The organism is Providencia lanzhouensis, assembly GCF_050469745.1.
Classification (GTDB): Bacteria; Pseudomonadota; Gammaproteobacteria; order Enterobacterales; family Enterobacteriaceae; genus Providencia; species Providencia lanzhouensis.
In genome coordinates, this window is the sequence record NZ_CP174123.1 from 1,580,385 (window position 1) to 1,592,580 (window position 12,196).

At 44.1% G+C, this 12,196-nt stretch carries 18 protein-coding genes; all 18 read left to right on the plus strand.

Annotated elements, in window-relative coordinates; translation table 11 throughout:
• The first annotated feature begins 18 nt into the window (after positions 1-18).
• The gene (locus ACIH2S_RS07350) at positions 19-327 is read left to right on the plus strand and encodes a phage holin, lambda family (RefSeq protein WP_283812503.1); all 309 of its coding nucleotides are present in this window, start codon (positions 19-21) and stop codon (positions 325-327) included.
• Positions 320-736: a structural protein gene (locus ACIH2S_RS07355; protein ID WP_430248396.1), complete on the plus strand. Its 417-nt coding sequence runs from the start codon at positions 320-322 to the stop codon at positions 734-736. Before ACIH2S_RS07350 ends, ACIH2S_RS07355 begins: the two co-directional genes overlap by 8 nt.
• Positions 733-1,185 carry a lysis protein gene (locus ACIH2S_RS07360; protein WP_430248398.1) on the plus strand — a complete coding sequence of 151 codons (453 nt, stop codon included), beginning with the start codon at positions 733-735 and terminating at the stop codon, positions 1,183-1,185. Before ACIH2S_RS07355 ends, ACIH2S_RS07360 begins: the two co-directional genes overlap by 4 nt.
• Positions 1,186-1,936: 751 nt before the next feature.
• Complete coding sequence (locus tag ACIH2S_RS07365; protein ID WP_430248401.1) at positions 1,937-2,467, plus strand: Rha family transcriptional regulator; 531 nt, start codon at positions 1,937-1,939, stop codon at positions 2,465-2,467.
• A gap of 79 nt (positions 2,468-2,546) precedes the next feature.
• On the plus strand, positions 2,547-2,717 hold the full coding sequence (locus ACIH2S_RS07370) for a hypothetical protein (RefSeq protein WP_430248403.1): 171 nt from the start codon (positions 2,547-2,549) through the stop codon (positions 2,715-2,717).
• Positions 2,714-2,962, plus strand: a complete 249-nt coding sequence (locus ACIH2S_RS07375) for a hypothetical protein (RefSeq protein ID WP_430248406.1) — start codon at positions 2,714-2,716, stop codon at positions 2,960-2,962. The genes ACIH2S_RS07370 and ACIH2S_RS07375 overlap by 4 nt, the downstream gene beginning before the upstream one ends.
• A 6-nt stretch (positions 2,963-2,968) precedes the next feature.
• Positions 2,969-3,559, plus strand: coding sequence for a terminase small subunit (locus ACIH2S_RS07380; protein ID WP_430248408.1), 591 nt, complete (start codon positions 2,969-2,971; stop codon positions 3,557-3,559).
• Complete coding sequence (locus ACIH2S_RS07385) at positions 3,552-4,901, plus strand: PBSX family phage terminase large subunit (RefSeq protein WP_430248409.1); 1,350 nt, start codon at positions 3,552-3,554, stop codon at positions 4,899-4,901. The genes ACIH2S_RS07380 and ACIH2S_RS07385 overlap by 8 nt, the downstream gene beginning before the upstream one ends.
• Positions 4,901-6,433: a DUF1073 domain-containing protein gene (locus tag ACIH2S_RS07390; protein WP_430248411.1), complete on the plus strand. Its 1,533-nt coding sequence runs from the start codon at positions 4,901-4,903 to the stop codon at positions 6,431-6,433. Before ACIH2S_RS07385 ends, ACIH2S_RS07390 begins: the two co-directional genes overlap by 1 nt.
• The gene (locus ACIH2S_RS07395; protein ID WP_430248413.1) at positions 6,405-7,196 is read left to right on the plus strand and encodes a phage minor head protein; all 792 of its coding nucleotides are present in this window, start codon (positions 6,405-6,407) and stop codon (positions 7,194-7,196) included. Before ACIH2S_RS07390 ends, ACIH2S_RS07395 begins: the two co-directional genes overlap by 29 nt.
• A gap of 12 nt (positions 7,197-7,208) precedes the next feature.
• Positions 7,209-8,423 (plus strand): DUF2213 domain-containing protein, encoded by a 1,215-nt coding sequence (locus ACIH2S_RS07400; protein WP_430248414.1) that lies wholly within the window; start codon positions 7,209-7,211, stop codon positions 8,421-8,423.
• 12 nt (positions 8,424-8,435) lie between these two features.
• Entirely contained in the window at positions 8,436-8,921 is a 486-nt protein-coding gene (locus tag ACIH2S_RS07405) for a structural cement protein Gp24 (protein WP_407901480.1), read from the plus strand.
• A 9-nt stretch (positions 8,922-8,930) separates the two neighbouring features.
• Entirely contained in the window at positions 8,931-9,929 is a 999-nt protein-coding gene (locus tag ACIH2S_RS07410) for a DUF2184 domain-containing protein (RefSeq protein WP_430248415.1), read from the plus strand.
• A gap of 59 nt (positions 9,930-9,988) precedes the next feature.
• Positions 9,989-10,306 (plus strand): hypothetical protein, encoded by a 318-nt coding sequence (locus tag ACIH2S_RS07415; protein WP_430248417.1) that lies wholly within the window; start codon positions 9,989-9,991, stop codon positions 10,304-10,306.
• Between the two features lie 74 nt (positions 10,307-10,380).
• The gene (locus ACIH2S_RS07420; protein WP_430248419.1) at positions 10,381-10,791 is read left to right on the plus strand and encodes a DUF4054 domain-containing protein; all 411 of its coding nucleotides are present in this window, start codon (positions 10,381-10,383) and stop codon (positions 10,789-10,791) included.
• On the plus strand, positions 10,784-11,344 hold the full coding sequence (locus ACIH2S_RS07425; RefSeq protein ID WP_430248420.1) for a hypothetical protein: 561 nt from the start codon (positions 10,784-10,786) through the stop codon (positions 11,342-11,344). Before ACIH2S_RS07420 ends, ACIH2S_RS07425 begins: the two co-directional genes overlap by 8 nt.
• Positions 11,331-11,714 (plus strand): hypothetical protein, encoded by a 384-nt coding sequence (locus ACIH2S_RS07430; RefSeq protein ID WP_430248421.1) that lies wholly within the window; start codon positions 11,331-11,333, stop codon positions 11,712-11,714. The genes ACIH2S_RS07425 and ACIH2S_RS07430 overlap by 14 nt, the downstream gene beginning before the upstream one ends.
• Positions 11,699-12,187, plus strand: coding sequence for a phage neck terminator protein (locus ACIH2S_RS07435; RefSeq protein WP_196712315.1), 489 nt, complete (start codon positions 11,699-11,701; stop codon positions 12,185-12,187). The genes ACIH2S_RS07430 and ACIH2S_RS07435 overlap by 16 nt, the downstream gene beginning before the upstream one ends.
• The last annotated feature ends 9 nt before the right edge of the window (positions 12,188-12,196 follow it).

The following is a 12,196-nucleotide window of genomic DNA, read 5'->3' on the forward strand; positions in this document are numbered from 1 at the left end:
GGGGTGAGTATGAAATGTATGAATAACACTCCTGATTGGCTGGATCATCTACTTAGTTGGCTATCTCCAGTAAAAGAGCAAGCGGCTGCGGCTGGTCTGGCTGGAACCGTCGCAATACTTCGTGGAATGTATAACGGCGGTGGCTGGAAGAAGACCCTGCTAGATGGTGCGCTGTGTGCATTCTTCGGATGGTTCGCTAAAGACTTACTGGCAGCTATGGGTATGAACCCTGAGTTTGCTTATTTCACTAGCGTGCTGATTGGTTACTGGGGCGTAGAAACGCTGAGTAAAATGATTAAGGGTAAGGCAGGAGTAAACAATGACTAAGCAAACTCGCGGTATTCGCAACAATAACCCCGGCAATATTGACTACAACAAAGCCAATAATTGGAAAGGTCAATTACCGCATAACCCAAGTGTTGAATCTCGCTTCTGTCGATTCGAAAGCCCTGACTATGGTATTCGTGCATTAATCGCATTACTTCGAACTTACCAGCGCAAGTACGGATTAAGCACTGTATCCGGCTTGATTAATCGTTGGGCTCCGGCGAATGAGAACAATACTGGCGCATATATTAATGGCGTGGCTAAAGAGTTGGGTGTATCGCCTACTGATATTATCAGTCTTGATGATAAGGTAACCGCAATTAAACTGGCCAAAGCAATCATTCGTCATGAAAACGGCTCACAGCCATATGATGAGACAACGTTCGAAAAAGCGTGGAGCTTACTGTGAGCAGCTTAAAATCATGGCTCCCCGTTCTGTTGTTGGGTGGATTGTGTATTGCTTTGTTCTTTTCGACTAAAGAAATGATTGAGCTTGGTAAAGAGAATAAAGACCTAAAGAAAGCAAACGGCTCTCTCGTTGCTGAAATGGCAGACTACGAAAAGCGCATTAACTCCCTTCACGAACTCGACACCAAACACACAACGGAACTCACAAATGCAAAAGCTGAAATTGACCAGTTGCGTATTGCTGCTGAGCGTAATCCTGATCGGGTGTACATCAGAGCCAGTTGTCCGAAAGGCGAAACCAATTCAACCTCCAGCGTGGATGATGGAACAGCCGCCAGACCTACTGACTCCGCTATCGGAAATTATTGGTTACTCAGACAACGAATCGCAGAGTCCAAGCAAATGATACTTGGCTTGCAAGATTACATTAGAACTGAGTGTTTACCTTAATACCAACCAGTAAATGCTCTTGCAAAAAAAATTAAATTTATGAAGGTAAGAGCGCTTAACAAGTAGATAGAGAACTTCAAAAAAATAGTCATTACGTCTGATGGTTTTTTATCTTGAGTAATAATGAATAAGATACAGACAAGGATAGGAAGAAATATGACTAAGAGAGTAATAGGATTAGTATACATATATTGATACTCCCTCTTATGCAATGAAAAATTAACCAATTAGTTAAGTATATTTTTAACAGGAAAGCAATGCGGGAAATTGAACAACAAAGAAATGCCCCAGATATCGGGGCAAAGTAGAGAATAATAGTTTATGAATGTGACGTCACTATACGTTAATCGTTAATGACCACAATCTGAAAAAGGTAGTAGTCTCAAGCGGATATTACAAATCTGAGCCTCGCTAAATGCGGGGCTTTTTAATGACAAAAAAATAGCCCCGATGCTGGGGCTTAAAGGGGATGGTTCATAGGAATATATTTGAGGGTAATAACTTAGCGATGTAATAACCATACCCCTATCAACGTGATGTTACGAAAGTAAAGTTAAAAGAAAGTTACATTTATTCAAGTTTTGTAATCAGTAGTACGCATTTCACCCTGTGCACCACATGCACACACATCTAAAAACATCGAGCCAATATTTAGGTAATGAGTCTTTGAGGTAATCAGTTATAGCTGGTGCGCTTCGATGGGCTGATTTTCCTATGTGGCAAAGGCTCATTACTAAGTAAGGTAAGCACTATGAATAATACAGTCGTTATTCCTAAATTTAATTTCCAGAAGATGGTCATGGCATCTGATGGACAAGTATTCACAACTAGTAAAAAGATTGCTGATTACTTTGGCAAGCGTCATGACAACGTATTAAGAAAAATCAGACAAGTTAAGGATGAGTGTCCAGATGAATTTGCCCGCCTCAATTTTGAGGAGACTGATTTTATTGATAAAAATGGTGATGTACAACCAATGTTTAAATTAACAAAAGATGGTTACATTTTGGTTGTCATGGGATTCACGGGGAAAATGGCTACCTTAATTAAGGTTAGATACATTCAAGCATTTAACTGGATGGCAGAGCAGATAAATCGCTGGAAAGATTTAGGTGAAGAAGCTCAGCATCGGCATGCGTTAAAAGCGGCAAAGTCAGAATTAAAAGGTCGGCTAGGCAGCCAGTTAATGAATGGGCGAAAGAAAGAGAAGAAAGCATTGCAATTGGAATATGAGCAAATACTTTCACTCACTCAGCCCAAGTTATTATTTGTAGATGAATAGGTCGCTCAGCGGACTTTTTTATTGTTAATCACAAAGCCCGCTTTCGAGTTGGCTTTTTAATTAACTATGAGGTGATGACATGGAAAATAAATCTAAGCCGCATCTAAAACTAACCCCTAGAGGCTGGCATGCAAAAGTAAGTCATCTTTTATGGGGTTTACCGTGCCAGTCTAACGCTATCGGTAGCACGCCTAAAGAGGCGGTTGATAACTTGAATGAATTCTTGCTGAAGCAGAAGGGTATCGTATGAATGACAAAACAGAGTTTGCAAAAATAGTTCCCGAGGCTATTCAGAAAAAAGCCGCTGATTGGGTTATCAAGGGTGTCGATGATGCTATGGACTATCTATTAACTACAGGAACAAAAGACGCAGCAAAGCAAGTTTTATCCATTGCACGTTTTAGAGGTCAGGTAATGAATCAGGCATTCATTGCTCAATATTCGGATGCTAATTATGACCTTTCCATTCCAGAGAAAGAAAAACCAGAAGAGTAAACAATTATGGCAGAGAAAAAAACAGCGCTCACAGATGAGCAGAAAGTTCTTTTTGATGCCCTGACGAAATTACAGCAGAAATTCGTATTAGGCATCTTAAATGGACTGAACCAAACAGATGCTTATAAACAAGCTGGGTACAAAGCTAAAAGCGATGATTCAGCACGAGCCTCTGCATCTGAAATCTTAACAAATCTTAACGTTAAATCGTTTCTTGACGCAGTGAATGAGACTGCCGTTTCATCCGCTATCATGACGCGAGAGGAAGCGCTGGAAAGGCTAACTCTAATAGGTCGAGCCTCTATATCGGAAATGGTTGAGTTTGGGGAATATGAGTTAGGCGCTGACGATGATGGCAACCCAGTTATTCAGTCTACATGGAAATTTAAAGATTCTGCTTTGCAAAGCCCTCAGTTACTGTCAGCAATATCCGAACTTACCGCTGGCAAAAAGGGCATAGCCATAAAGCTACATGACCCTAGAGCAGCCATTAAGCAAATAGGCGAATACCTTGGGTGGGAAGCGCCGAAGAAAACAGAGCATAGCGGCAAGATTGAAATAGAGAACCGCTCTATCAAGGATATATTCGATGGCTAACCCTTACTTTAAACCATTTGCAGCAAGCGCCCCTTATAAGGTGGCTTACGGTGGTCGAGGTAGTGGTAAGTCTTATTTCTTTGCAGAGTTAGCGATTGAAGTATCACGCAGAATCAAAACGGTCATTCTCTGTACGCGTGAGTTTCAGGGTTCGATTAGTGACTCAGTGCATAAGCTGCTTTGCGAAACTATCGACCGGCTAGGTTATGAAAAAGAGTTCGAGATACAAAAGAACACGATTATTCATCTTGGTACTGGCGCTTCATTCGTATTCGCTGGTATCAAAAATAACGTCACCAAGATTAAATCAATTCAAGGTGTCGGGATTTGCTGGATTGAAGAAGCAGAAGCAGTAGTCAAAGATTCATGGGAAGTATTGCTGCCTTCTATCCGTGGCGATAAAAACGCGGAAATATGGGTTAGCTTCAACCCGAAGAACATTCTTGACGACACTTACCAGCGATTCGTTGTTAAACCGCCAGAAGGCGCAATAGTCCTCAAGGCTAATTACGACGTAAATCCCCACTTTTACGACACGCCACTCCCCAAGCAAATGGAAGAGTGCAAAGAGCGCGACCCTGAACTCTACCGCCATATCTGGCTAGGCGAACCGGTAGCAGATTCAGCGCTGGCAATTATCAAACCTGCATGGATTGAGGCGGCTGTCGATGCGCATATCAAGTTAGGATTTGATCCAAGAGGTAAGCGAATTGTCGGTTTCGACGTTGCAGATGATGGTGAAGATGCTAACGCAATAGTGCTTCGTCATGGCTCGGTTGCTCTGTCCGTTGAGGAGTGGCGAGGTCAAGACGTCATATTTAGCGCTGACAAGGTCTATGCGGATGCTGTTAAGAGCAACGTAGATACCGTTATATATGACTCAATCGGCGTAGGTGCTGGCGTTAAGGCTCAGTTTAACCGTAAAGACAATCGCATTGTTACTGTCGGATTTAATGCGGGCGCTTCCGTTGAGAAGCCAGAAAGCAGCTATAAGCCCGGTAAAACAAATAAAGATATGTTCTCCAATTTGAAGGCGCAGCAATGGCAATTAGTTGCTGACCGATTTTACAACACTTGGAGAGCTATCGAGCATGGCGATAAATTCACCGATGACCAGCTAATCAGCATATCCAGTGATATGAAAGATATCGAATATCTCAAAGCCGAGTTATCACGCCCTCAAGTCGATTATGACAATAACGGACGGGTGAAGGTTGAGAGCAAAAAGGATATGAAGAAACGCGGCATCCCAAGCCCCAACAAAGCCGATGCGTTCATTATGGCGTTTGCCGATGTTCGTGGCGGTCTACGAATTAACCCCGCAGCACTTGCAGGTATCTAATGAAATTATTCAAATGGAAAAAACGCCTGTCAAAGCGAGAGGCGGAGCTTGCTATTGAGCAAGAAAAAACAAAGCAGCTTGAGTTAGAGGCAAAGAAAGCCGCATCTCAAACGCAGCTAATGCAAATGCTAGTCACTGAGGAAACAAAGCGACAGCAGCCAGTTGAGATTAAAGCCCCTGAGCTTCACCCGTTGGTATTGCCTGAAGGTGAAAAAGCGCCTATCGCAATGGATAGCTGCGGTACATATGCATACGCAAATCAGTACGCTAGCCAAGATGTTGGTTTTTACACTGGCTTTCTTGGTTATCCTGCACTGGCGATTATGTCTCAATCTAGCGATTATCGCAGCGTTCCTGAGACCACGGCTAAAGAAATGACGCGAGAATGGGGTAAGGTTAAATCACGCGATGACGGCGAGAATGCAGCCGATAAGTCAGATATTGTTTCTCAAATTAACCAAGCGCTTGAAGATTTTGGTATTCGTGACATTTTCAGGCGTCACATTGAGAATGAGATGGTATTCGGACGTTCTCAAATTTACCTCGATATCAAAGGGCATGATGATAAGCGCGATTTGCCACTGCTTATTAATGAGGCGGGTGTAAAGATTGGCGAGCTAAACGGATTTGCAGTGATTGAGCCCATTTGGTCAACGCCTAGTATGTACAACTCAACCGACCCGACTAGCCCTGATTTCTTCGTGCCTACTCAGTGGTTTGTTTTAGGTAAGAATACTCACGCTGATAGATTACTAACCCTAATCATGCGACCAGTGAGCGACATTCTGAAGCCAGCTTATAACTTTAGCGGATTATCCATGCTTCAGTTAATGAAGCCTTATGTTGAACGGTGGCAGCGCACAACGGACTCAATTAGCGACCTAATTCACTCATTTTCGCTGACTGGTCTAGCTACCGACATGGAAGACATTCTTTCTGGCGGTAGTAACGCAAGCGTGATGCTTCGCGCTCTGATGTTTTCGCAGGTTAGAGATAATCGCGGGCTGATGATGACGGATAAGAACAAAGAAGAATTCTTCCAGTTTAATACTCCGCTATCTGGCTTAGATGCGTTGCAACGCCAAATGCAAGAGCAAATGTCAGCGCCTAGCCATACGCCCATGGTTAAGTTGTTAGGTATCACGCCTAATGGTCTAAACGCTAACAGCGATGGTGAGATTCGGGTTTATTACGATTACATTTCATCGCTTCAAAATGCGCACTTATTGCCACAAATAAACAAGATCATCGACCTTATTCAGCTTCATCTATTCGGGAAAATTAACGACGGCATCTATTTCGAATTTACGCCACTTTATCAGCTAGACGAGAAAGAGATTGCTGAAGTAAATCGCACTAATGCGGAAACGGCTGAAAAGTTGTTCAATATCGGCGCGGTTGACGGTGAAGAGGTTAGGCAAACACTTGCAACGGACGAATCAAGCAAGTTTAGCTTTATCGACCCAGACAAGATAATCCCATCACCTTTTGGAGTTCCTGACTATGGAAGTGCGGAGGAAGAAACCGAGTGATGCGGTAATGCCTGAAATTAAGACGTCAGATGCTATACATGCGTGGTATTACAAAGAGCTAATGCAAATCCTCAAGGATATAAGAAAGGAGCTTGATGAGGCTCTCATTAGCGAATATCACGGCAAAGCTAAAAAGGCTCTAGCCAATGACGGAATTTCAGACTGGATAGCCCATATCGCTGATTACATGCTGGATAAGTGGAATAGGCGTCTTAACTCAATATCTGAAGAGGTCGCTAAAGACTTCATCGATAAAACAGTTGGCAACTACGATACTCGGTTTGCAGCGATGTTACGGCGCAAGGGGTTCACTGTTCGAATGCAAAACAGCGAACGGACGTTAGATGCCTTGCGTGCTGCGATGGGTGAAAACGTTGGGCTGATTAAATCCATCGGCACTGAGTATCTAAGCAAGGTGCAAATGCATGTCTGGCAGTCAGTAACGGGCGGCTATGACCTCGCAACACTAACCGATAACTTGGAGCATGATTTCCATATAGCCAGAAACCGAGCAAAGACAATAGCGCGTGACCAAGCAAATAAGGCTCATGCAGTTATTGAGCAGGCAAGGCGGAAAGAGCTAGGGATTAAAGAGGCTATTTGGATCCACTCTCACGCAGGTAAGCAACCACGAGAATCACACGTTAAGGCTCACGGTAAGAAGTTCGACATTGAAAAGGGAATGTATATCGATGGCGAATGGATATTGCCGGGTGAAAAAATAAATTGTCGATGTGGCAGTAAGGCAATTCTTCCATTTTAAACAGGGGCGGTCATGAAGATGACAGATAGCCTCGCTTTCGACAGTGGCACATCAATGCGGAGTAAGGACGCAAACGGACACCTAACCGTTGAGCGCACCGTGATATCCAAAGCCGCAGTAAACCCCTATTACGGTAGAGAGATACCAGATAGTGAAAGGCTAGGGCTAGAGCCTGAGCGGATTTACTACATGCTGCGTGACCCTGTCGAGTTAGAGCGAGCAGCAAATACATTCAGCAAAAAACAATTACTCATCAAGCATATTCCCGTCGATTCAGACGAACCGCAGAAACAATCAACCATTGGCACTATCGGCTCAAATATCACATTTGAGGACGGGCGCCTGTTCGCTGATTTGTGCGTGTGGGATGGGTATGCAATCGGGTTAATTGAAGCAGAAAAAATGAAAGAGCTATCCGCGGGTTATGGATATACAGCAGATATGACCAGTGGAGAGTTTGAAGGGCAGTATTACGACGGAGTTATGCGAAACATTATCGGTAACCACGTTGCATTAGTCGAGCGCGGCAGAATCGGGCGAGACGCTATTATTTCAGACCATCAAACAGTTGATTTGGAGAAATTAATGAAACTGAAAAAAGGTGCGCTTGCTAACATTGCCGCACAAACAAAAACAGCGTTAGGGATGGACTCAGACCTAACAGAAGCGCAACTTCATGCGATTGTGAATGCGGTTGCACTAGGTATGGATGAAGTATCTACCGAAGCGTTGGTGGGTGCTAAAGACGAAGAGGCTAAGAAAGCTGAAGACGAGAAAGAGGAAGATAAAAAAGCCTCTGACGAAGATGACGCTAAGAAAAAAGCCGAAGATGAGCAAACGCAAGCTGAGCGCGATAACGAATCAGAAGCCATGCGCATCAAAGAGCGCGAAGAGCGTGAGCGTAAAGACCGTGAAAAAGATAAAGCGATGGACTCTGCTATCAAGCTAGCTGAAGACCAAGCCGTTGCTCGTGTAACTAAGTTATTTGAAGCGCGTGAAGAAGTGAAGTCTCTGGTCGGTCAGGTTGCCATGGACAGTGCAGATGATGTCTACGCATATGCATTAAAGCAGTGTGGCGTGGATATTTCAGGTGTTCACCCTAGCGCATTCAAAACAATGGTTGGCATGGTTAAACAAAATCGCGCTCAACCTCAAAAAGCAAGTCTAGGCATGGACTCTGCGGCATTCGCTGAAGACCCGTACACCACTCGCTTCAAACAGGCTTAATAAGGAAAAATCATGACAGGTTTTCAAACTCGAATGAATAACGACTTGCCACTAGGTGTGGCGGGTGACTTTGCTTCAACTAACCCGCATTTCTCAATGCTGGCTGGTGAGGGGCAGTTAAAATCAGGTGCTACAGGTGTAACGGTTGGTTTATTTGCATGGGCTGACGAAAAAGGCTTAGTGACCAACGCTAAAACAGCAGGCGCATTGATTGGTTTCGTTCACCGTAACAATCAGGCAATTATCTCTGCATATGGCGAAGGTGCAACAATGTTAGTGCCTAAAGGTCGTGAAATTACCCTCATGACTGGTGGTGACTACTTCGTCGTTCTGGAAGCGGGCGGTAAGCGCGGTCAATTTATTGTCGCTGATGTTGCAACAGGTAAAGCCAAAGCAGTTGATGCCATTGATCCTGATGACGCAACGGTAGAAGCGACTCCGTTCCGTGTGGCCAAAACGGTTACATCTGGCTTAACTAAAATGTCTAGCTCACTGTAAGGATAAGTAATGACACAATTAAATTTTAATGCGCTTGAGCAGCGAGCTGGCATTGTCTTTGCTACAGGTTACAACCCTCAAGCATTAACGCCACTTGCTAAACAAATGGCAATGGATAGCGATTTAGTGACTACACCTAACGCTGGTGTGTTATCACTGTTCACTACCTATGTTGATCCAAAACTAATCGAAACGCTTGTTACGCCAATGCGTATGGCTGAGATTTTTGGCGAAACTAAAAAAGGCGACTGGACAACTCAGACCGCGCACTTCCCAGTGATTGAATCCACCGGTGAAACGTCAAGCTACGGCGACTACAGCAACAACGGTCAAGCGGGCGTGAACGTTAACTGGCCTATGCGTCAACCTTATCACTATCAGACAATTATCCGTCTGGGTGAGAAAGAAATGGCGATGGCTGGTGCGGCTAAAATTGACTGGTCTTCTCGCAAGCAAATTGCAGCGGCACTGACGCTGAATAAGTTCCAGAACAAATCCTACATTTACGGGATTGATGGACTGCAAAACTACGGCATCCTGAATGACCCCGATTCACTACCTAATGTGACGTCAACTCCGTGGGAAGCAATGGACGGGCAAGGTGTTTATGACTCCATTCAAGGCAAACTGTATGGCGAGCTAATCAAGCAAACCAATGGTCACGTAGAAGCCTCTACCCCAATGGTGCTGTTATTATCACCGAAAAACGAAGTTAACCTGCACAAAACAAACCAGTACAACGTTAACGTGTATGACCAGTTGAACAAAAACTTCCCTAACTTAGAAATTCGCAGCATCCCTGAGTTTTCTACTGATGCGGGTGAGGTTGTTAAGCTGATCGTTCGTGAATATGAAGGCCAAGAAACATTAGACCTGAGCTTCACTGAAAAAATGCGCGTTCACGCGATGATCCCCGAACTGTCATCTTGGAAGCAAAAGCGCTCTCAAGGTACTTTCGGTTGCATCATCTATCGTCCGATGTTCATTGCATCAATGCTGGTTTCTTAATCATTATCCTCGTTGTTAATCCTTGCCACCTTCGGGTGGCTTTTTTATAGGTGAATTTTATGTCTGAAGTAACAGTAGCGTGCAAATTAGCTAATGGCTTGTATCTGGATGTTGGAAATCAGCGAGTAACAGTGAAAGGCTTCGCTAATGGCATTCAGGACGAAAACGGCTTTGGCTTAACTCATGGTGTAGATAAGTCGATTTGGGGTGCATGGCTGGAAGAGAACAAAGGTCGTGACATCGTTAAAAATGGTCTCATCTTCGCTCACGAAAAAGTGAAAAGCGTTGAAGCTGAGTCAAAAGAAAAGAAAGACACCAAGTCAAAAACTGAGCGCCTGAAGCAAAACACTGAAGGTGTGCAGACCGCAGAAGAGTAAGGGATAGCATGAATAATCGCGAACTGATGAAATATCGCAGCCAGCAAGCAGCCAGCAATATAAACGATGGCGTTGTGGAGTTTAACGTAGCTAAGTTTCGCGAGATTTATCCCAACACCAAAGGCACCGACGCACAGTTAGAATCGGCGTTCGTTAAGGCTGGACTGCTCTTGCGCAATGATAGGTTTAGCTGCGTTAAAGACCTGAAAGAGCGTGAAATGCTCCTATTCTTGCTTGTCGCTCACATGGCTATGCTTCAATCCAATATCGAAGATGGCAACAGTGCGGTAGGTCGAGCATCTAGCGCAACCGAGGGAAGCGTATCTGTATCGCTGGACTATGGCACAACAACCAATGCCGAAAAGTGGTACACGCAAACGCCTTATGGTGCTGAGTATTGGGCTTTAACCAGTCAATACCGCTCATTCCTGTACACGCTTGGTGTGATGCCAATGCCTGTTTGGAGAGGTGGTTATTATGGCTAAAAGCAAGCTTGAAGAAGCGCTGGAGAAATATCTAAACGGTAACTTGGAGTTGCGAGCAGGTATATTGGATGGAGCCACTTATGATGATGGAACGCCAGTAGCGCACGTTGCTTACATTCATGAGTTTGGAGCAAGCATAAATCAAGCTGAAAGGACTGGGACGATTTACAGAAGCATTAGAAAGGATGGTGCTTTCAATAAAAACGGTAGGTTCGTTAAAGCAAGAAATGCCAATTTCGCAACAGAGCATAGTATTCCAGCTCACACCATAAACATACCCCCTAGACCATTTTTCCGGTCAGTAATTGCCAATGGGAAAACTACATGGTCGGCAATATTATCCAATGGCATTAAAAATAGAGGAAGCATAAAGGGCGGAATGGAGTATCTAGGCGGGGCAATAGTTGAAGAGTTGCATGCTTCAGTAATGACTTGGACTTCACCACCTAATGCGGCATCTACGATTGCTAAGAAAGGGTCAAATAGCCCACTACGTGACTCAATGAGGTTATCTAGATCATTTAGTTATGAGGTAAACGATGATCAAGGTTAGAGCTATCGCCAACGCGGCTGTTCAGGTGGTTAATAAAAACTTGCCTGCGACCTTATTAGCCAATGAAGGTTTCGACATTGACGAAGCTGGATATCAAACCCCTAAGTATTCCGAATATGAAATCTCCATGCAATTGCAAAGCCTGAGCACTCAAGACCTTGAGCATTTAGGGGTTGTAAATCAGCAAGGGGAATTTACCTACGGATATGCACGCGGGCAGATTGAAGCTATTCGTCGAGCGAAACAAAAAGGCGCAGATAAGATTAGCTTTGTTGCTTATGGCGAATCTGAGGTGTCTGAGTGGCTAGTAACCAAGGTCATAGAATCGTACCCATCATGGGTTAAGGTGCTTTTATGGCGGCAACAATAAGTGTTACTGAGCGCGATATATTCGTTGAACTTAGGCGTTATCTCATCGAGTTATTCTCGTGTCCTGTGGTAGTTGGGTATCAGAATAATGAAGCTATCCCTATCGACGGTATTGTCATGCACATGTTGTTTGAGCGCAATCTTGATTACACCTCTGATTACTGGAATCCAGCGATAGAAGAGATGGCGTCTCAGTCATCGGTCGAGGCAACATTTCAACTGGATTTTTATGGAGCTGAGGCAAACTCGCGTTCTCGCGTTGTAGCGAATCTTTGGCGAAGTAACTATACAACCTCGCGAATGACTAAATGCCAGCCACTTTATTGTGGTGAGCCTAGAAAGAATATCCTCGTTAACGAATCAAATCAGTACGAAAACAGGATGATGCTTGAAGTAAAACTTCAATATAACCCTGAAACAACCTATCACGTCGATGGTGTCGACGAAATCTCAATTACTACCACAAATATCTAAGGTAAAAAT